Source organism: Sediminibacillus massiliensis (assembly GCF_900156915.1).
Taxonomy (GTDB): Bacteria; Bacillota; Bacilli; order Bacillales; family Amphibacillaceae; genus Sediminibacillus_A; species Sediminibacillus_A massiliensis.
Genome location: NZ_LT732535.1, coordinates 1,142,232 through 1,163,587, shown reverse-complemented (window position 1 = coordinate 1,163,587; position 21,356 = coordinate 1,142,232). Strand labels below are relative to the sequence as shown.

The window sequence follows — 21,356 nt, the reverse complement described above, 5'->3', positions numbered from 1 at the left end:
TTATTAGGAGCTTATATATGGTAAACTTCATATAAAAGCGCTTACATAACGTGGAGTGGTCCATTTGAAAACAAGATTAATCAATAAATTGCCGCCGTTTTTACGTATTAGCGGCAACTACCGGAAGAATCTCGTGATTTTTTTGTTAATTGCCAGTTTTCCTGGAATTATATTCAGTTTCCTGCTGTATTTTGTGAGCAAAACACAAATGGAAAGCGAGTTGCAGACAATCCATCAGAATCATTTGTATAATACGATCGACTCGATCAAGGGACAATTTTCCGACCTTGAATTATTAATGGCTAATTGGGCGTCACAGGCCAATATGCAGGACTACAGAGATTTGGATCGGACGATGGACTATGAAACGATCAGGAACATATTCGACACGCTCGTTTTTCTGGAGGGTTACAATCCCCTAATAGGCAGAGCCGAGTTGTTTCTATCCGAACCTGAACCGATCGTCTATACAAAACATGGATACACTCTTTTGGAGAATGAAAAGGAGATAGAAAATTACCGGCGGTTATTATCCAATGATCAAAAAATGTTTTGGGATCAATCCTATACAAGCATAGAGGAATGGTATAGGGACAATTACGCACCGCTTGTCATGGTCCATAACCTTGACAACAACCTGTTTGAACCGTTCGGCTCGTTAATCGTCTTTTTAGATAAAGAAAAGCTGGAAAACATCCTGCAATCACCATATGAAGATGGATCCGTATTTTTATTAAGGGGCAATGATGAATGGTTATTCGGAAAGCAGGACCAGACAAGCCCGACTCCTGTACAGCAAGCGATCATGGAAGAGATCAATGACCGGCCGGATAACCCGGAACCCTTCGTCTTTCGTTATGACAATATCAAATATACCGTAACGTACGACTACTTTAGCAGGCTGGGAGAAAACTGGTACTATGTTTCGCTCGCACCCATGACAACTATCACTGCACCCGTCGTGTTTATATCTAAATTGTTTTTATACCTAAGTTTGTTTGTTTTTGTTTTTGCCATTATCCTGTCTTTATTTGCATCCAGAAAACTGTATGCTCCGATTGAAAAACTTACCCGCAGCATCAACGGCAGCAGCCTGTCTTCACGGAATGAATTTGAATTGATCGAAATGGAGCTCGATAACCTGTCCACGGAAAGTGAAGAACTGCAGACCCGCCTGCAAAAACAGCTTCCACATCTAAGAGAAGGATTCCTGCTGCAGCTCGTCCAGGGGTATTTGTACTCTTACCGGGAGGAAGACTTAATAGAACACATGGAACAATTTGGTTCTAACAATGAATCAAAACAATATGTGATCGCTTTTGTGCAGTTATTCGGCTTCACCAAATTGACGGAAAGATTTTCGGAAGGGGATGAAGGGTTAGTTACCTTTTCAGCGGTGAATATCACCGAAGAACTTATTCATTCATCCAAACTGGAAGCGGATGTCATTAACTTCCACGACCTGTCTTTAGGTATATTGTTCTCTTTTCCAGAGGAACAGCCAGTTGACGAGATTGATGATTTAATCGTCGGTTTCAGTGAAGAGTTGACAGAGTATATCAATGATATTTGTAAAATGGACGTTTCTATCGGAATCAGCAAAAAAGCCCGTTCACTGAAATCTGTCCATCGAATATTCGAGGAAACGAAGGCGTCGCTAAGCTTCCGTAATCTTCAAGAAAGCAACCAGATTATCGAAATGGACAAAATGGATATTCTTCTCAACAGTCACGACAGTTTCGAGTATCCGTTCGACCTTGAGAAAGAATTGACGAATGCCATCCGGCTCAGAAACAAAGAAGAAGCAACCAGGTTATTGAACGAGTTTTTTTCTCCTTTGGCTGAAAAAAACGTCAGTGAAGCCATGATGAAGCAAGCTTCCTTGAAGCTGTTGGGAAGTATTTTTCATATTATCCTGCAATCGGGGTTGGTCGAAAGTTTCATGAAAGAGGGATCAAATCTTTATGAAGAGCTATACAGATTAAAGGATACCGACGAGATCATCCACTGGTTTGAACAAAAAGCAATCATTCCGATTATCGAGGAATTGTCACAGAAACAAGATCAACGCCTGCGTTTGATCGTGGAAAAAGTCATTCACATGCTTGAGGAAGAATATATGACCGATATTTCCTTGGACTATTGTGCAGATGAAGTAAATTTGAATCCATCGGTATTAAGCAAGGTCTTTAAAGATTTTTCCGGATGGAATTTTATCGACTATTTGACACATATCCGGCTGACAAAAGCAAAAGAACTTCTCCTTGAGACAGATACCAAAATAAAAGACATCTCTGAAAGCGTCGGTTACAACCACAGTTACTTCAACCGGATTTTCAAGAAGCATGAAGGGATCACACCGAGCGAATATCGGAAAGTGAACAGGAAAATAAGTTAGGGACATGGCCCAGCGCCATGTCTTGTTTTTTTGCCGGTGTTTTGCAGGTCAATTTGGCGTGTTGGCAAAGAAAGATAAGAAAACAAAGAATATACCAGGCCTATATGAGGCGATTTCAAAAATGTCTCATTGTTGGAAATAGTGCAATCTAATAAGGTAAGAATGAGCGATGCTCTGGAGTGAATGTGTATCAGCTGGAGCGGAAGATTGATAAGTTACGAGAAAAGGAGAATGAATGTGAAGAAAAAATATGTATTAGTCGGCACCGGCGGAAGAGCTGAATTTTTCTATGGATCGATTGTGAGGGACTTCCCGGAAACTTGCGATCTGGTTGCATTCTGCGACATCAACCAGACGAGAATGGATTATGCGAACCGCTTGTTGGAGGAGAAATATAGTCACCATAAAATAAATACTTACCCAGCTGCTCAGTTTGAAGAAATGATCGAAGCCGAAAAGCCGGACACCGTCGTGGTGACTTCCGTCGACCGTACCCATCACCTATATATCATCAAGTCTTTGGAATCTGGATGCGATGTGGTCACAGAAAAGCCGATGACGGTAGATGCGGAAAAATGCCAGGCTATCATTGATGCCGTGCACCGTACCGGCAGGGAGGTCCGGGTTGCTTTTAACTATCGCTATGCCCCGCATAATACGAAAATCAGAGAATTGATCATGAATGACGTCATCGGCCAAGTGACTTCTGTCAATTTTGAATGGGCGTTGGATACCCAGCATGGGGCAGATTATTTCCGCAGGTGGCATCGTGACAAGCGCAACAGCGGCGGATTGCTGGTACATAAATCCACCCATCATTTTGATCTAGTGAATTTTTGGCTGGGAACAACACCCGAGACCGTTTATGCAACCGGCGGTTTACGTTTTTATGGGAGAGAAAATGCTGAATCGAGAGGGGTCACGAATTTTTATCAGCGTGCTTACGGGAGCGAGTATGCGAAAGATGACCCTTTTGCCATCGATTTGGAAAGTAATCAGCATTTGAAAGCAATGTACTTGGATGCGGAAATAGAAGACGGATACCAACGTGATCAAAGCGTATTCGGAGATGGAATCAGTATCGAAGACACGCTCGGTGTGATGGTGACATATAAAAACAAAGTAATTTTGAACTATTCGCTTAACGCCTATTTGCCATGGGAAGGATACATGGTTTCCTTTAATGGCACGAAAGGCAGGATCGAAGTCCGTATTCGGGAGCAGTCTTATATCAATTCCGGCGGGAGCAAGGACGATGAGGGCAGGGTGCAGGAACAATCGATCATGGTCATGCCGATGTTCGGGCAAGCCTATGAAGTGGAAGTGATGGAAGGCCAAGGCGGCCATGGAGGCGGGGATCCGATCTTGCTTCAAGACCTCTTCGGAGAACCGGTCGATGATGAATTTAACCGGGCGGCCTCCCATGTCGATGGCGCAATGTCGATTCTGACCGGTATCGCAGGGAACCAATCACTCAACACTGGCCAAGCAGTAAAAGTAGATGAACTCATTACTTTGGATGGTAATCCGGTGAAAAGCACAGGGCAGCGCACAACAGCAAATGAAATCCTATTATAAAAACCAATACGGCAAAAGAAGAAAGAAGGTCTTGTTATGAGCGAATCATTACGCCAGCAGTTTATTCACCCTCCAGAGGAATTCACCCCGATTCCGTTCTGGTTTTGGAATGATGATTTATCAAAAGAAGAGATTACGAGACAGATCCGTGATTTTCATGATAAAGGAGTAACTGGATTTGTCTTGCACCCAAGAATCGGGATTCCGGAGAAAATAGCTTATTTATCGGAGTCTTTTATGGAGTTTGTCCAAGTAGCAGTAGAAGAAGCGAAGCGATTGGATATGTCCGTTGTTTTATATGACGAGGCCATGTACCCGTCGGGAGCGGCGAAAGGAATGGTTGTCAAAGACAATCCGGAATACGCCAGCAGGGGCTTGAAGATGATCGAATACCCTTGCCCGAAGTCCGGCGCAATAAAAATAGATTTAGCCGACGGGGAAACCTTCGTTTCGGCACAGGCGGTAAAAAAGCTGGCACAGGAAACGATTGATCTGTCAGCCAGCCGGATACTGGAGTACGAGAATGGCGAGGTTTCTTTCAGCCCTCCCGATGACAATGATTGGTCGATTGCTGTTTTTGTGGAAACTTTTTCAGGCGGCCATATCCGCGGGATACATTTTGGGGAAGATGATGGCGAAGAGCACGCCCCGGCATCTGCAGATTTGTTGAACCCGCAAGCCGGCGCGAAATTCATCAGGATAACACACGATGCCTATTACGACCAACTGAAAGACTATTTCGGAAATACGATCGTTGCAATGTTCACCGATGAACCAGACATCCTTGGAAGGGGTTCTGCTGAAGGATTAAAGCCATGGACGAATGGTTTTCTATCGTACTATATAGAAAAGGGCAATCTGGAAAAACACTTGCCGGCGTTATGGTTTGACAGCGGTGATCAAACAGACATCCTCCGGAAAAATTACCGGAAGGCAGTTAATAATCGATTGACGGACGCTTATTATCAACAAATCAGCGACTGGTGTTCCACCCATCGTATCTCCCTGACCGGCCATCCGGCTGCAAGTGACGATATCGGTTTGCTTGATTCTTTCCAGATACCGGGCCAGGATGTTGTATGGAGATGGGTGGGCCCGGAAGATGGGAAAGCATTGGAAGGAGAGCACTCCACAGCCGGAAAGTGTTCGTCAGATGCTGCCAGGCACCGTGGCAGGCGCAGGAACCTTAATGAATTTTTAGGTGTGTGCGGAAAAGAGAGTCCGTGGGCGTTAAGTGCGGGTGATATGAAATGGTACATGGATTGGCTTCTGGTCAGGGGCGTGAATCTCTTATGTCCGCACGCGTTTTATTATTCGATAGACGGATGGCGGAGAAGTCATGAAAGACCGCCGGATGTTGGGCCAAACAATCTCTGGTGGCCGTATTATAAACAATTCGCCCAGTACATGAAGCGGTTGAGCTGGCTGCTGACAGACAGTGTCAACCAAACGAATATCGCCGTCCTATGTGAAGAAGATGAACTCCCTTGGAGAATCGTCAAACCTTTGTATGAACACCAGGTGGAATTCAATTACCTGGAGGAATCGTTGCTGTTATCGTCCTGCCAAATAAGGGACGGAAAGATTTTGATTGCCAGTCAAGCATATGAAGTCGTTGTGATTGAAAATATCGAGAAATTGGATGAAGCGGTTATCGATAAGCTGGTCCAATTCATCGAGAGTGGCGGAGAAGTAATCGCTTTAGATAATTTAAACGAGTTCTCGTCACGACCTCACAGAGTACGAACCATCCAGAAGGAAGCTGAAGTAGTAGATGAAATAGCAGCATTAGGCCACCAACAGCTTGCTCTTTTTCCTTCTTCCAAAGGAATTAGAGTAACGAAAGTAGCAAAAGACGACCTTCTCTTTTATTTGTTCGTGAATGAAGGAGAAGAGGATTACTCCGGACTCGTCCGCATCAATAAAGTCGGTAAAGTGGAAAAGTGGGATGCCTGGACAGGAAAAATGACGGACATGGCTTTGGCTGCACAAGGAGATGGGTGGGGTGTTCCTTTGAATTTAGAGAGAAGATCCTCGATTGTGTATTGTCTGGATACCAAAAAAAGTCCATCTTACCAAGAACAGCCAGTAACCAATTTAGACCATGAAAAGATTAAGGTAGGGAATGAGTGGAAATGCGACAACGGCTCCATGGTGGAATTGGCGTCATGGGTGAATTGGGATGGCATGGAAGACTTTTCAGGGACGGTAACATATGAAACGGATTTTGACCTGACTAATCCGGAAACTATCACAAATGCCGTCCTCGACCTTGGTATCGTTCATGAAGTTGTCCGTGTATTCCTGAATGGAAATGAAGTGGGTGTTAAAATGTGGGCACCATACCGTCTGGAAGTTGAACCGGAAAACCTTCAAGAAGGAATGAACAGGATGACGGTAGAAGTCACTAATAATAAAGCGAATCAAATGGATAAAGCCAAGTTGCCATCCGGTTTAATCGGTCCGGTAGTTTTGGAAGTTGACAGGCAGAGAAAAGAAGAAGATTTGTCATATCTTGTAGGTGAAATTTAGATTATTTAAATTCTTTGGCATGGGTCCAATCCTGGATTGGTCCCATGCCTCTTATTTTCTCATCCTCCTAATTGAATTTTCTTTCAGATGAAGGTATGATTCTAGTTATTGTGAAAATACGAAGGTCGAGGAGGTAAAGGATATGGACTATGAAGTGATTATTGTGGGCGCGGGTTCGATGGGGATGGCTGCAGGAAGCTACTTGGCGAAACAAGGGAAACGGGTGTTGCTGATCGATTCCCATAATCCACCGCATGCAGAAGGTTCCCACCACGGGGATACGAGAATCATCCGGCACGCTTATGGCGAAGGAGAAAACTATGTGGAAATGGCGTTGCGTGCCCAGGAGCTGTGGCATGAACTGCAAGAGCAGGCAGACGAAGACATTTTCATTCCGACTGGCGTGATCAATATTGCTGAACCTCATTCAACATTTATGCAAAATGTAATCAGCAGTGCGGAAAACTACTCCTTGAATGTGGAGAAATTAACGGCAGAAGAAATCAATGACAGGTGGCCCGGTTTTCATGTTCCTGAAGGGTACATAGGTTGTTATGAACTGGATTCAGGAGTATTGATGAGTGAGAATTGCATCAGAGCTTTCAGGCAGCAAGCGGAAGCACATGGTGCCGTGCTGAAGACGAATTCACCTGTGACGTCTATCTCTATCTATGAAAATAGTGTGGAAGTGAAAGCGGGTGAAGAAAGCTTTACGGCGGACTCCCTGATCATGACGCCGGGGGCTGGCACGAGAAAGCTGCTGCCGCTCGTCGGTTTGGAGCTGCCTTTACAAGAATTGAGGAATACTTTCTCCTGGTTTGAAACAGACGAAACGCTATACAAATCAAGTAGTTTTCCCTCTTTTTCATTTGAATTGCCCGGGGAAACCTATTACGGATTTCCTAGCATTGAACAAGCAGGAGTTAAAATCGGCCGGCACGATGGTGGCATCCCGAGAGATATGAGGGAACCGCTTGAACCGTTTGGAACATATGAGCGGGACAAACAAGATGTCAGCAGCTTCTCTGCACGCTGTCTGCCCGAGGTCGGTCCTCACAAACTCGGAAAAGCATGCACATACACGAATACCCCTGATGAGGACTTTATCATCGATAAGCATCCAGAGCACGAACATGTGGTGATTGCTTGTGGGTTTTCAGGTCATGGTTTTAAATTCAGCAGTGTTGTCGGTGAAATTCTCAGCCAGCTGGTCACGGGGAATAGGGAAACCAGATTGGACATCCGTCCATTTTCCATAAATAGATTTTCCGAATAACAGACTATTCACAACAGAGAAATTTGTCAAAAATTGTTGACAAGTGTCCAAAGTGCCGATATTATTGGAAAGTACTTATAACGATTAATTAAATATTTCTTATCAAGAGTGATGGAGGGACACGGCCCGATGATATCCAGCAACCTTCTCTTAGGGGAAAGGTGCTACTTCCTGCAGAAGATTTATTCTGGAAGATAAGGTTTTTACATGATAGAGCCTGATTCGGAAGAATGAGGCTCTATTTTTTTTTTTTTGCAAAGATAGAAAATAACTTGACCACAGCGTCTTTGAGAGAGCAAAAGGAGAAGAGAGTCATGTTAGTACTCGAAGGAATTCGAAAGGTTTATGGAGAGGGTGGAGACAACCCTGTCGAGGCTTTGAAGGATATTAACCTTGAAGTGGAAAAAGGAGAAATTTTCGGTGTCGTCGGTTACAGCGGTGCCGGCAAGAGTTCGTTGATCCGTTGCGTGAATCTATTGGAGAAACCGACCTCGGGAAAAGTGATCGTGAACGGAAAAGATTTAACGACATTGCCGCCGAAAGAGTTGCGGACGGAACGGAAGAAAATCGGGATGATTTTTCAACAATTCAATCTGCTGCATTCGAAAACCGCTTTTGGGAATGTGGCGATGCCGCTGATATTAGAAGGACGTTCCAAAGAGCAAATCGAAACAAAAGTGAGGAAACTTCTTTCTTTTGTCGGACTGGAGGATAAAGCGGATCATTACCCCGAGCAGCTTTCCGGCGGGCAAAAGCAGAGAATCGGCATCGCCCGGGCGCTAGCCACAGATCCGCATGTATTGTTATGCGACGAAGCCACTTCCGCGCTTGATCCGGATACGACCAATAATGTCCTGGAAGTGCTGAAGCAGGTTCGTGATGAGCTGGGCATTACGATTCTGTTGATTACACACGAGATGAATGTCATCAGAGATATTTGCGACCGTGTCGCAGTGCTGGATGGCGGTGTCATTGTCGAACAAGACACGACATTGAACTTGTTTACAGAACCACAGACTGAAATTGCAAGAAGCTTCGTGCGTACGGTTCTGAACGATGCGCTTCCTGAAGCCACGCTGGCCAAAGTGCTGGAGAAAGGTGCCTCAAATTCTGTCTACAGGCTGCTATACAAAGGTGATTCTGCCAATAATCCGCTCTTGTCCGATGTGGCGAAGAAGTTTGCGGTGGATATCAATGTCATCCATGGAACGATTACAGAGCTCCAGGGACAGCCTTTTGGCAATATCATCGTGGAATTCAACGGCGTGCGAGAGGAAATCGACAATGCCGTTGCCTTTATCGAAGGGGAGCAGGTAACAATCAAGGAGGTAGTGTCAGATGCAGTTTGATTGGTCGTGGTTTTGGCCTGAACTATTGGGTTCACTGAACGAAACCTTATACATGATCATTGTCGCTTTTCTTATTTCCATTTTAATCGGTATCCCACTGGGAATCGTTTTGGTTGTGACAAGGGAACAAGGTATTTTGGAAAACAAAGCAGTGTTTAAAATATTGAGTGTTATCGTGAATATATTCCGGTCGATCCCATTTATCATTTTAATTGTTGCCATCATACCGCTTACCAGGCTGATTGTCGGTACATCAATCGGGACTACTGCAGCCATTGTGCCGCTGGTGTTTTATACAGCACCGTATATTGGCAGATTAGTAGAAAATTCTCTATTAGAGGTCGGACCGGGAACGATTGAACTAGCTGAAGCGATGGGGGCGACCCCATGGCAAATCATATGGAGGTTCCTTCTGCCAGAGGCCTTAGGTTCGTTGATCTTGTCGCTTACCATAGCAATCATCGGTTTGATCGGGGCGACAGCCATGGCCGGTGCGGTAGGCGGTGGAGGTATCGGCGACTTAGCCATCTCCTATGGGTACAACCAATTCCAGACAGAAGTGATGGTCATCACCGTCATTATCCTGGTTATTATGGTTCAGCTGATTCAATCGCTGGGAAACTATTTATCCAAGCGGATCAGAAGGTCTTAAGACGTTCATGCAATATAAAAACTACAAGAGGGAGTCACACACGATGAAGAAATTATTATTTTCATTTGCAGCACTTTTACTATTTATTATTACAGGTTGTGGATCTGACAGTGAAACCGTCAAAGTCGGAACTTCGAATGCCGAAACCCCTACATGGGAATTGATGAAAGAACTGGCCAGTGAAGAAGGGATAGAATTAGAAATCGTCCAATTCAGTGATTATGTACAACCGAACATCGCGTTGGATAACGGGGAAATCGATTTGAATGCATTTCAAACAATCAGTTACTTTAATTCATTCAAAGAAGAACGTGAACTGGACTTGTCCGCCGTCGGTACAACTGCGATTTGGCCGATGGGCATATACTCTGAACAAGTGGAAGAGTTAAGCGAGATTGAAGATGGCGCGCAAATCATCGTACCGAAAGAACCGACAAACTTGGGTAGAGCCTTGATGCTTATGCAAAAAGCGGAATTAATCACACTGGAAGAAGGATTTGAAGGATCTGGCGGTTTGGAAGCCATTACCGAAAATCCAAAGAATTTGGATATCGTTCCTGTTACGGCAGGTCAAACAGCTCGTGGCTTGCAAGATGCCACAGCAGCACTTATCAACTCGGATGTAGCGATTGCAGCTGGATTGAATCCTTCAGAAGACCCGGTCTTCCGTGAAGACGACCAGAACGTACCATATATCAACATCATTGCCTCACAAACAGAGCGCAAAGATGAAGAGACATTCCAGAAGATTGTCGACATCTATCACTCTGAAGAAGTGACTAACTTTATCAAGGAAGAATACGAAGGTGCAGCAGTACCTGTCATCAGGCCGATTGAAGAAGTAGTGGGAGAATAAGAAAAAAAACCAACGGAGGGATTTCGATCCTTCGTTGGTTTTTTTGTTTTATGCAGGTATTAACAGATCATTAAAAACAAAAGAAAACACAGATTGCGTTTTGGGAAATCTCCATATATATACAGAATATTGCAGAAAATAAAATAGAATTAAGTTTATTTTTTTTGAATATTTTATCTAAATTACCATATTTCTGTTGATTATTTAGGGATTTACCTTTAACATGAAAGCGTAAACATTATTAAACCTCAACCACACACCTTAGAAACTCCTTATTTTAGATTAGACAGACTACTAGAAACGACAGCAAATATGAAAGCGGTTTAACTATGCTGACCCGCCCGTTATATTTTGAAGCAATTTGATTCCCGGTATGTCATACGGCCATTTATCCCGTCACTTACTTTTCAATACGGCCGCAAACCCGTTGATTTCATTGATCGATGGGGAGGAGCTCATGCTCTGTTTAATTGAATACAAATGCTCGATAGTTTTCGTGCTGTCTTGCCTGCACGAGGAAATCTTTATTGTCTATCGTTTGCGCATCAAAGGAGGAGAAAAAATGAAGAAAAACATAGTCCTGTTATTGGCGAGTGTTTCGATGCTTGTACTGGCTGCCGGCTGCAGTTTACAGACACAGGCCAAAGACCAGGTTGAACTGCGGTTTGCTTATGCAAGCAACGCACAGCCTGTCAAAGATGCCATGGCAGAATTTGGGCGGTTGCTGGAGGAGAAGACAAATGGGGAAGTAACCGTAAAGTATTATCCCGATTCCCAATTGGGAGGGGAACGGGAATTGATCGAACTGACCCAGACTGGAGCGGTGGATATCACCAAGGTCAGCGGCTCGGCGTTGGAAAGTTTTTCGGACCGCTACTCGATCTTCGGAATTCCCTATCTGTTTGATGGTGAGGAACATTTCTACCGGGTGATGGAGAACGAAGAAATAATGGAGCCTATCTACCAGTCAACTTCAGACCTTGGCTTTGTCGGATTGACGTATTATGATTCCGGGCAGAGGAGTTTTTACATGACAGATGGTCCGGTAACATCACCTGACGATTTGAAAGGGAAGAAAATCAGGGTCATGCAAAGTGAAACAGCGATTAAAATGATTGAATTATTGGGTGGTTCACCAACACCGATGGGGAGCGGGGAAGTATATACCTCCTTGCAGCAAGGTATCATCGACGGTGCGGAAAACAATGAGTTCGTCCTCGTCACTGCCGGCCATGGGGAAGTGGCCAAATATTATTCTTATGACCAGCACACAAGAGTCCCGGATATCGTGGTGATGAACGAAGCGACGTTGAACAAATTGACAGAAGAACAGAGACAGGCTGTTTATGAGGCAGCGGAAGAATCGACAGAATATGAAAAACAAGTCTGGAAAGCGGCAGTAGACAAAGAAAAACAAATGGCAAAAGAAGAACATGGAACAGAGTTTAACGAAGTGGACAATGCGCCATTTAAAGAAGCCGTCCAGCCGCTTCATGATGAATTCAAAAACAGCGAAGAGTTTAGCGCACTTTACAAAGCAATCGAGTCGATGAGCGAAAAATAGGCAAGGAGGTAAATTCATGAAGTCCGTTAAGAAGTACTTGGATAAAACACTATTGTTCGTAACCAGTTCTTTATTTCTTGTGATGGTAACGATTACAACTTGGCAAGTAATGGCACGCTATATTTTTCAGAATCCGAGCACAGTGACAGAGGAATTTTTACGGTTCAGTTTGATCTGGCTCTCGATGCTGACTGCAGCATATGTGGTCGGCAAAAGAACGCACATCAAATTCACACTCGTAAGTGATCGGTTAAAAGGAAGTAAAAAACGTGGATTGGAGATTTTTATCCAAGCGATGTTTCTCGTTTTTTCGCTTGGAATCATGGTCTTTGGGGGAGGAAAAGCGGTATCACTGACGATGGCTCAACTATCTCCTTCCCTCGGAATACCGATGGGATTTGTTTATCTCGCATTGCCTGTATCAGGTGTGTTGATTGCGTTCTACAGCGCTTTGAATCTGGCAGAGACACTGAAAGAAAGAAATGCACCTGTTGCAGACGAAACGAAAGAAGATGAAGCGAGGAAAGTGGGTGAAGCTTTATGATATTACAAGCCAGTCTGATTTTAGTACTTGTGTTCGCCGTCCTGCTTGCGGTAGGGATTCCGATTGCCATCAGTATTGCGATTGCTTCCTTGTCGACAGTCCTGCTGGTATTGCCTCTTGATATCGCCGTGTTCACGTCCGCACAGAAAATGGTGGCAAGTCTCGATAGCTTTTCCTTGATAGCCGTTCCGTTTTTCATCCTGTCGGGAATCATTATGAACAATGGTGGAATTGCGGCCAAGCTCGTCGACTTTTCCAAGCTGATGACCGGCAGAGTGCCGGGATCTTTGGCCCATACAAACATTGTTGGTAACGGCCTGTTCGGTTCCATTTCAAGCTCTGCCATCGCTGCTTCGACAGCAATCGGCGGGGTAATGGTTCCGCTGCAGGAAAAAGAAGGTTATGACCGGAAATTCGCAGCTGCAGTAAACATCGCGTCTGCACCAACTGGCATGGTTGTCCCGCCAAGCACTGCTTTTATCATCTTCTCCTTGATCAGCGGGGGGACATCGATTGCCGCTTTATTCATGGGCGGTTACGTGATTGGCGTTCTCTGGGCACTTGCAATCATGATTGTTTCGTATGTGATCGCGAAAAAAAGGAAGTACCCAATCACTGCCAAACAGGCGAACGTAAGCGCCAAGAAGGTAATCCTGGAAGCCATTCCAAGTTTGCTGTTGATTTTTATCATTATCGGAGGGATTCTGACCGGTGTGTTCACCGCGATTGAAGCTTCTGCAATCTGTGTCGTGTATTCCTTTCTGCTGGCATTTGTTTTTTACAGATCGATGACCTTGAAGCAACTGCCGAAAGTAATGGCACAGGCAGTGGAGATGACTGGAGTTATCATGCTGCTTATCGCGGCATCATCGATGATGTCGTTTGCCATGGCGTTTACCGGAATCCCTGGCGCTCTTAGCAATCTAGTATTGAGTATATCGGATAACCCGATCATCATTTTGTTAGTCATGAATCTGATTTTGCTGCTCATCGGCACCGTGATGGACGTAGCACCTGCCATCTTGATTTTTACACCGATCTTTTTGCCGATAGCAGAAAGCATTGGGATCGATCCGGTACACTTCGGTATCTTCTTTATCTTGAACCTTTGTGTCGGCACAATCACACCACCGGTCGGCACAGGTTTGTTTGTCGGCTCAAGTGTAGGGAAGCTGAAAGTGGAAGAAGTACTCAAGCCGCTGCTTCCATTTTACGCCGCTATCTTTGTTTTACTTTTGGTCGTCACTTATGTTCCTTCGATAAGTTTGTTCCTTCCAAATCTATTAGGCTTATAACTAGAAAAAATCTTGTGGATGATCCGTCAGTTCACAAGATTTTTCTACATCATCCGGCAGAAAGACTAATTTTGAACGAATAAACGATTTTACCTTGCAAGTTTTGTAAGCGCTTTATAAAATGGATTTAATAGAAGTTGAAATGTTACAGTAGAGGAAAGAGTAGATGGGAATTTTATGCAGATGAAAGTAGGAGATGCGATATGCTTGCTGTGGAACGACAGCAAAGGATCTTGTATTTATTGAATGAACAAAAAACCGTGAAGGTAACGGAATTGAGTGAATTTTTTTCCGTTACAGAGGAAACGATCCGGAGAGACCTGGAGAAATTGGAAAACGAAAAGAAGCTGGCCAGAAGCTATGGAGGGGCTGTTTCCGTTCAAGAGCAGGATGACATGGAAATTCCTTATACAGAACGTAAAGTGATTAATAGAAAAGAAAAAATGGAAATAGCTCATGAAGCAGTCAAACAAGTGGTCGATGGCGATACGATCATTCTCGATGCAAGCACGACGGCATGGTACATGGCCAAAGCTTTGCCCAACATTCCGATTACGGTGTTGACGAACTCTATTCAGGTAGTGATGGCATTGAGCCGGAAAAAAGAAATGACCGTCATTTCAGCTGGCGGAGTGCTTTTACCCGATTCTTTATCATATGTTGGCCCGCTTGCAGAAGCTTCCATTGGTACATACCGAGTAAATAAAGCTTTTATTTCGTGCAAGGGATTGCACTTTGAACGCGGATTAAGCGAACTGGATGAACGGCAGGCCCTTATTAAGAAAAAAATGATCGCTTGCGCTGAAAGCACATTTCTCATGCTCGACCATAGTAAATTTGGTGTCCAGGCGTTTTCCCGTATCACAGGATTAGATGAAATCTGTCATGTGATTACCGACAGCAAAGTCAGTAAAGAGATAACAAAACGACTGGCGGAAAAGTCTTTGAACCATATCAAAGTGTGCTATTGAGGATTGGATGCCTTCTATAGTTAATCAAGTAGTTCAGTAAGGGGCGCAAACTGGTATTTGCAGCCTTTCATTGAACTGCTTTTTATTAATTAGGAATGGAAATAATTGTTAGATTGATAGAAAGGGTATTTATGAGGTGGGGGTGAAAATATCCGAAATGCAATCCATCTAACGAACATTGTTGTGCTGATCGGTTTATTGGTATTGGGGTTTTTCCTATACTTTGGAATGCATTTTGTTCCTCAAGAAGATCCGCACACAGGTGAAAATTTGTTTATTGTATTTCTTTATGTGATATGGGCAGCAGGTTATTATTTTCAATTGAAACAATCGACGGTAAGGGGGTTTGTCATTGTTTTATTGATTTTTCTGCTGATACAGGTACTGTACTTTTTCAATATATATTATGTAGTTACGTTTTTCGAATATTTCCTGGAGTGAGTAATACGGGCAATTCTCTTGAAGGTCGCTTTCCCTATCTTGGTTACTCTGGCTTATAGGTAATGTGTAAATCATTATCAATCGGGGAAAAGGTATCCCAAGAAGCAAAGATTTAGGAGGGAATTCTAAATGGCCAATCAATCTGACAACCAAGAAACCATTAAGAAAATAAAAGACTTGATCAAAGATGAAAAAGTGGCGATGTTGACTACTGTATCGCCGGATGGAAAGCTCATGTCCCGTCCCATGCAAACTCAGGAAGTAGGATTTGATGAGGAAGAAATCTGGTTCATCACCGAGAAGGACACGGACAAATACCGGGACATCGGACAGAATCCGGCGGTTAACCTTGCATACGCAGGCAACTCCTATGTATCAATCAGTGGAACAGCTGAATTTGTGCAGGATGACAAGAAGAAAAAAGATTACTGGAATCCGATTATCGGAAAAGTGTTGGAAACATCAGCCGACGATCCGAATGTGGTGCTGGTCAAAGTGACACCTGATATTGCAGAATACTGGGAATCCGGCATGAACATGAAGACCGTGAAGGAATTCGTGAAGAAGATGACTAACAGTAAGTCAATGGAACAAGGCAATGACTTAAAAGATACAGTCCATTTTGACGAGAATTCAAGATAAGGGTGGAAGCCAGAGGGTTCCGTTTTAAGGTGTACTAAAAAATTGACAAGCAAAATGACGTGTGAATTGGCACACGTCATTTTGTCGTTATATCAGGGTTTTATCATAGAATATCCAAACAATCCGTTAATTCGTTATTCAGGTTATTATCCTTTGATTACTTATGAAATCCTGTTGTTCAGCTAACGCAGCAGATACTTTAAGATTCGAATTCAATATATTTATTTCATTTTCACTCGAATATCTTTTACTAATCGATAGTTTACTGCTAACATTCCTGCACTCAGCAGGAACATGATGATTATAGTAAAGAAAATCGGTAGGGAATGGTTTTCTAACGTAATGCCATACAGTGTTACCGTGTCGCCAGTCACAATACCTTCCAATATTAGTAAGACAACGGAGAAGCCAATAGCAAACATTCCTTTCCACCACTTGTACCTGTAGAAAACATGACCAATAAACCAACCAACCATGTAGAAAAGCCAGGAAGTAGTCACAAATAATAGGAAGAAACTTACCCAATATCCAAAACTGTTGGAGTAGATATAATCCGGATAATTAATATCTAACTGTGACAGCAAAAATCTTTCCAGGAAAGCAAGAAGAACACTAATGAGCCCAATTGTTAATGAAGTCATGAAAGAAGCGAGGGTTCCTCCTATAAAATAGGTTCTGCGTGTGAGTCCGAGTTCTATATAATAACGAAGAAAAGTGAATACCATCATGATTCCAACTACGAACAAGAAGATACGGCTGGAATCATTCATAAAGTACATAAAGTGATCGATAACTTGCCCTTCATCGCCATTATAATCCAGAATCCAAAGGACAACGCGAATGGTAATGATAACACCAAATAACCATATGGACCATTTCATCCACTCTTTATAGAGCTCCTTCATAACGGTTTTATTAAAATGTGGAAGCATCAATCTTCCTCCTTTGTAAAATGTATGAATAACTGTTGGAGGGAGATGGGTTCAACTTCAAGGTCTTTTGATTTAGCGAGTGTCCACTCTTCCTCAGTAAATTCTCCGTAAATTGTGGCGGCCTTTGTTCCACCCAGGTTTTCCTCATGCAAAATGTGCTTGTTTGCAGTAAATTCATTGACTGTATTGAGATCACCAATAACCTTAACTCCCCGGCTCGTAAATGCTTCAAAGTCTTCATCAACAATGAGCTTCCCTTGGTCAAGAATAAGTACATGATCAAAGAGATGCTCCATTTCAGACACTAAATGTGTGGAAAGAATAAACATTCTTTGATTTCTTTCCTGTTCTTCTAATAGTTCTTGATAGAACATTTCTCTCGTCGGAGCGTCGAGGCCTAAATAAACTTCATCAAAAATGGTGATGGGTGAACGATTTGCCAGCCCAAGCATGACGTGGAAGGCGGCAGTCATTCCTTTTGAATATTTACTTAGTGGTTTGTTCAAATCAATCTTGAACTTTTTGATAAGTTCATCTGCATACTCTTCATCAAAGTGAGGGCGGTGTAATTTTACCGATTTAAGATAATTATTTGCTTTTTCAACTACTTCATCTTTAAAAACACGGTCGTATCCGAAATGAATATCTTTCGTGTGCTTAGGATGCTCAAAGAGATTTTCCCCATCATAAGTAATCATTCCTAATGTAGGAAGGCGGTAAGAAGCAATCAGAGATAGCAATGATGTTTTACCAGCTCCGTTTCTTCCTATAAGGCCGTAGATTTTTCCTGACTCCAATACAGTAGTGACATTTCTAAGCGTGTGTTGCTTTCCAAACGTTAAACAAATATTATTGATCTCAAGTTTAACTGCCATTATGAAGCTCCTCCTTTGTCTTCTTGATCAAATTAAATAATTCCGCTTCTGAAAGGTTCAGTTTTTCTGCTTCCAAAATCATGCTTTTTAGGTAAACAGAAGCAAAATTCTCTTTTCTTTTCTGGAGTAATTTCTGCTGTGCTCCTTCTGCGACAAACATGCCAATCCCCCGTTTCTTATAGAGGATTCCTGCTTCTACTAATTGATTCATACCTTTGGCGGCTGTAACATGGTTCACTTTATAGAAATTGACTAATTGAGTTGTAGAGGGGGCTTGGTCTCCTTCCTTTAGCGATCCTCGAACAATTTGATCTTCCACTTTTTCTCGAATCTGTATAAAGATTGGTTTGTCAGATTTAAAATGTTGAGTCATTTGATCAACGCCTTCATCATTGGTTATATGGTTATATACTACACTATATAACCGTATAGATGCAAGGCGAATATCGGAGCAACCAAATGGAGGGTTGAAAATTGGGGAAAGTAATAACTGTAAATACATCAAACTAGCCTGAAAAGTTGAAAAGCCATCCGCTGCTTTATGCGGATGGCTATTAGGTGCATGGGTCTTTACCACATTAATAATTACAGTCCTGGAAATAAAAGCCGAAACAGGCATAAGCAGGACTTCTTTATACTTTGTATCCTGGCAAGAAAAAATCCTATATTGCAGATTATCAAGTTAAGCATATCTATGTTAAATTTAATAGAGACACCTTGATTATTTCCGATCAGATTAGTTAAATAAGAAGAGATTTACTGTAGGGGGAAAGACAGTTGCTGAAAGTGTTAAGAGTGATTTTATCCATTTCTGTTATAGTATTTTGCAGTTATATTTTGATAGCTCAACAATTGAATTTATTGCCTTATGCATTGTTGTTGACGGGTATCCTTACACTCGTAACGGGCTTAATTGTAATTCGAGAGAATCGAAAATCATTTTGGGGATATGTGAATATAGTGGCAGCTGTTTTTGTTTTTTTCATTGTGATTTATACGTCTCAGCTTCTCTAAAAAAATGAGCTTGGAACCCCAAGCTCATTTTTTAATACCATCTGACTTTTCGTTTCTTTTGTTACTGGTAATTGATGATCGCCGGATTCGGATCAAGTTTTAACACTTCTTCTGCACTCATCACAGGTTCATCCTTATTGTAAAAGATTTTGAATCCGCCGTATTGGACAGCTTCATTCCGGACGAACTTACGGTAAAGCGACATCTTTGTCGACGCATCGCCCCATCCGTCATAGTTCAAGGCGACTTCTACGTTTTCGGTCGGCTGGATGGCTTCTTTGTTCGTCAGAGCTTCATCCATGAACTGATGCACGAGTACGATTTTGTCAGGCAAATCATTTTCTTCCACCATTTTGGATAGATAGTCAACTGCTTCCTGCACTTCTTCTCCGTTCACTTGTCCGAGATCGATGCCTGGAGTTTCTCCTTCCTGTACGTGGAATTCCGTATCGATGGCCAAATGGACATAAGGGAGCTTAAGCCACTTTTCGATTAATTTCACCTGGTTGATGACAGAGTCTGTTCCGAGCTGGACATCCAGCATAAGCAATGCATCGTTTTCTTTGGCAAGTTCGGCATATTCGTCGATTTGTTCAGGTGAGGTCATATGGAAATACTTACCTTCAGGTCCCGGATCCCGCTGAGCGACAGTCGAAATCAGTTCGATTGTCGGAATGGCCGGACGGGACGGATCGGCATCGGAATATGCCTGTGTCTGTTCTTTCAACTTTTCCATTAGAGCATCGGGCTCCATCTCGCCAAGTATCCCCATATTGGTAGAATTCGGGTGTCCATAATAGGCTACAAGTCTATGATCCTTTAATGGTCCATCAGTTTGATCTTCGGCACCCTCTACCATTGTTTCCCCAACTGGAACCAAACGCGTGCGATCCCCTCCGTGTGCTTCAGCCTTAGGCATCTTTTCAAGTTCCTCTTCTGTCAGCTTATCTTCGAGAGGCTTGGCATCCTCAGCCGGTTTTATGGGTTCATAGGGCTGTTCAGGCTCCGATTCTTTGCTTTCCTCTTGCTCCTTGTTTTCATTTTCCTGGTCTGTTGTTCCTTCTTCAGGCTGTTCCTCTGACTGCTCTTCATTTTGCTTGTTTTGGTTTTCCTCATTCTCTTCATTTGTAGAAGTGGTTTCTGAACAAGCGGCAAGGAAAAAGGTCAGGAACACAGCAGAGAATAACAAAGATAATTTCTTCATGTAATTGTTCACTTCCTTATGTAAGAATTTGCTTAAATCTACGATTCTATTATATTCCCCAACTTCAGGAAATCGAAAACACACCTATTTTAACATGAACCCTGTAAGATGTAATACCAAAAGGTGGATGTGGTTCTATTACTACAGACCCTGATAACAGTTAAAAATGGAAGCAGAAAAGCTCACGGGCAGACTTTGAAAGAAGCATAGGGACTTCGTGTACAGCACTTATCATCTGCAAAATTAACAGCCGGTAGGTTTTATTAAAACCTACCGGCCATGACAATTGGTACTATTTATTATAGATTGACAGTCTCTGCTTCACGTCTTTGTTTTGCGTGTAATTTTTTCATTGAAAACCTTGCAATGGGCTGTGCAATTAACAACTCAATCCAGAACGCTATCCCAAAGTTTCTAAATCAGCTATGAAAGAAATTCTGAAAAGGTTCCATGCTTATTTGTTTCGTACCAATCCAAGTACCGATGATTGTTAACAGAATAGACAAGACTGTCACATTCAATAAAGTATTTAATAATATTCTGGCATTGAATCCATCTGTCTTTCCGACGAATTTCGGCATCACTTTGCCCACTAGTGGTCCTGCAACAAATCTTACTAACATAATGACAATAACCCACATAATCGGAATGACCTTCAAGGTTTCTATATAATTCTTCTTACTGAAACCGAATTCCATGCCCATAATGATCGGGGCGATAGTGTTGACCGAAATGACCGAAATAATCAGCATAAAGATTACGCCTTCTTTAGGGCTTTGAGGCAGTCTTTCTTCTCTGTACATATTTTACCCTCCGAAAAGTTGTAATTTCAGATGGCAGACGTATCATACGACATATATTTTTGGTTCTTATATATATACATAAGTAATCCCAATATCTCTACACACTGATTTTTTAATTTTACTATGTAATGAAAAGAATAACAGCCTTGAATAAATTGGACAGATGTGAGCAAGGGTGTGAATGATAAAAACAGGCATGAGTATAGGGGAGGCATAGCATTGTTACGACAGTGGTTGTACACCTCTTCATTTGTCATATGTAAGTGTCTGAAGGGAACATTTATTTGGAAGGCACAAAGAAGTTGTTATCTTGAAACCAAATCAGATCTCTTTCGTAAGTATAATTAACCATCCTTTCACAAGGACGGTTTGAAATCAAAATAAGCTGAAGGGAGTACCGGCTTATTATTTTGCAGATGTTCAATAAAAC

Annotated in this window: 19 protein-coding genes and 1 riboswitch; of the genes, 14 read left to right on the top strand and 5 right to left on the bottom strand. The window is 42.7% G+C overall.

The window, feature by feature from the left end:
* The first annotated feature begins 64 nt into the window (after nt 1-64).
* The 13 genes from CZ434_RS06705 (at nt 65) to CZ434_RS22015 (ending at nt 16,284) form a co-directional block, all read left to right on the top strand.
* On the top strand, nt 65-2,398 hold the full coding sequence (locus CZ434_RS06705) for a helix-turn-helix transcriptional regulator (RefSeq protein ID WP_077622413.1): 2,334 nt from the start codon (nt 65-67) through the stop codon (nt 2,396-2,398).
* A gap of 231 nt (nt 2,399-2,629) precedes the next feature.
* Complete coding sequence (locus tag CZ434_RS06700) at nt 2,630-3,976, top strand: Gfo/Idh/MocA family oxidoreductase (RefSeq protein WP_077622412.1); 1,347 nt, start codon at nt 2,630-2,632, stop codon at nt 3,974-3,976.
* 36 nt (nt 3,977-4,012) lie between these two features.
* Nucleotides 4,013-6,508 (top strand): glycosyl hydrolase, encoded by a 2,496-nt coding sequence (locus CZ434_RS06695; protein WP_077622411.1) that lies wholly within the window; start codon nt 4,013-4,015, stop codon nt 6,506-6,508.
* A 142-nt stretch (nt 6,509-6,650) separates the two neighbouring features.
* The gene (gene solA, locus CZ434_RS06690; RefSeq protein WP_077622410.1) at nt 6,651-7,784 is read left to right on the top strand and encodes an N-methyl-L-tryptophan oxidase; all 1,134 of its coding nucleotides are present in this window, start codon (nt 6,651-6,653) and stop codon (nt 7,782-7,784) included.
* A gap of 96 nt (nt 7,785-7,880) precedes the next feature.
* Nucleotides 7,881-7,985, top strand: a riboswitch (SAM riboswitch).
* A gap of 113 nt (nt 7,986-8,098) precedes the next feature.
* Complete coding sequence (locus tag CZ434_RS06685; protein WP_077622409.1) at nt 8,099-9,133, top strand: methionine ABC transporter ATP-binding protein; 1,035 nt, start codon at nt 8,099-8,101, stop codon at nt 9,131-9,133.
* Complete coding sequence (locus CZ434_RS06680) at nt 9,123-9,785, top strand: methionine ABC transporter permease (protein ID WP_077622408.1); 663 nt, start codon at nt 9,123-9,125, stop codon at nt 9,783-9,785. The genes CZ434_RS06685 and CZ434_RS06680 overlap by 11 nt, the downstream gene beginning before the upstream one ends.
* A gap of 43 nt (nt 9,786-9,828) precedes the next feature.
* Complete coding sequence (locus tag CZ434_RS06675; RefSeq protein WP_077622407.1) at nt 9,829-10,641, top strand: MetQ/NlpA family ABC transporter substrate-binding protein; 813 nt, start codon at nt 9,829-9,831, stop codon at nt 10,639-10,641.
* 562 nt (nt 10,642-11,203) lie between these two features.
* The gene (locus CZ434_RS06670) at nt 11,204-12,205 is read left to right on the top strand and encodes a TRAP transporter substrate-binding protein (protein ID WP_077622406.1); all 1,002 of its coding nucleotides are present in this window, start codon (nt 11,204-11,206) and stop codon (nt 12,203-12,205) included.
* A gap of 16 nt (nt 12,206-12,221) precedes the next feature.
* The gene (locus tag CZ434_RS06665) at nt 12,222-12,749 is read left to right on the top strand and encodes a TRAP transporter small permease (protein ID WP_077622405.1); all 528 of its coding nucleotides are present in this window, start codon (nt 12,222-12,224) and stop codon (nt 12,747-12,749) included.
* The gene (locus CZ434_RS06660; RefSeq protein ID WP_077622404.1) at nt 12,746-14,044 is read left to right on the top strand and encodes a TRAP transporter large permease; all 1,299 of its coding nucleotides are present in this window, start codon (nt 12,746-12,748) and stop codon (nt 14,042-14,044) included. Before CZ434_RS06665 ends, CZ434_RS06660 begins: the two co-directional genes overlap by 4 nt.
* Nucleotides 14,045-14,247: 203 nt before the next feature.
* Nucleotides 14,248-15,015 carry a DeoR/GlpR family DNA-binding transcription regulator gene (locus CZ434_RS06655; protein ID WP_077622403.1) on the top strand — a complete coding sequence of 256 codons (768 nt, stop codon included), beginning with the start codon at nt 14,248-14,250 and terminating at the stop codon, nt 15,013-15,015.
* A gap of 570 nt (nt 15,016-15,585) precedes the next feature.
* Nucleotides 15,586-16,098, top strand: coding sequence for a pyridoxamine 5'-phosphate oxidase family protein (locus CZ434_RS06645; protein ID WP_077622401.1), 513 nt, complete (start codon nt 15,586-15,588; stop codon nt 16,096-16,098).
* Between the two features lie 42 nt (nt 16,099-16,140).
* Entirely contained in the window at nt 16,141-16,284 is a 144-nt protein-coding gene (locus CZ434_RS22015; protein ID WP_179107194.1) for a hypothetical protein, read from the top strand.
* 35 nt (nt 16,285-16,319) lie between these two features.
* Here the strand turns inward: CZ434_RS22015 and CZ434_RS06640 are convergent, their stop codons facing one another.
* Genes CZ434_RS06640 through CZ434_RS06630 form a run of 3 tightly spaced genes read right to left on the bottom strand, consistent with a single transcriptional unit; the run spans nt 16,320 to nt 18,278 of the window.
* A complete protein-coding gene (locus tag CZ434_RS06640) occupies nt 16,320-17,030 on the bottom strand; it encodes an LTA synthase family protein (protein ID WP_077622400.1) in 711 nt (236 codons plus the stop codon).
* On the bottom strand, nt 17,030-17,905 hold the full coding sequence (locus CZ434_RS06635; RefSeq protein ID WP_077622399.1) for an ATP-binding cassette domain-containing protein: 876 nt from the start codon (nt 17,903-17,905) through the stop codon (nt 17,030-17,032). Before CZ434_RS06635 ends, CZ434_RS06640 begins: the two co-directional genes overlap by 1 nt.
* Nucleotides 17,895-18,278 carry a GntR family transcriptional regulator gene (locus CZ434_RS06630; RefSeq protein WP_077625097.1) on the bottom strand — a complete coding sequence of 128 codons (384 nt, stop codon included), beginning with the start codon at nt 18,276-18,278 and terminating at the stop codon, nt 17,895-17,897. The genes CZ434_RS06635 and CZ434_RS06630 overlap by 11 nt, the downstream gene beginning before the upstream one ends.
* 413 nt (nt 18,279-18,691) lie before the next feature.
* Between CZ434_RS06630 and CZ434_RS22770 the strand changes: the two genes are divergently transcribed.
* The gene (locus CZ434_RS22770) at nt 18,692-18,919 is read left to right on the top strand and encodes a DUF3953 domain-containing protein (RefSeq protein WP_425442093.1); all 228 of its coding nucleotides are present in this window, start codon (nt 18,692-18,694) and stop codon (nt 18,917-18,919) included.
* A 61-nt stretch (nt 18,920-18,980) separates the two neighbouring features.
* Here CZ434_RS22770 and CZ434_RS06620 read toward each other — a convergent pair whose 3' ends face one another.
* Nucleotides 18,981-20,123 carry a hypothetical protein gene (locus tag CZ434_RS06620; protein ID WP_077622397.1) on the bottom strand — a complete coding sequence of 381 codons (1,143 nt, stop codon included), beginning with the start codon at nt 20,121-20,123 and terminating at the stop codon, nt 18,981-18,983.
* Between the two features lie 419 nt (nt 20,124-20,542).
* Entirely contained in the window at nt 20,543-20,926 is a 384-nt protein-coding gene (locus CZ434_RS06615) for a hypothetical protein (protein WP_342745663.1), read from the bottom strand.
* Nucleotides 20,927-21,356 lie beyond the last annotated feature (430 nt).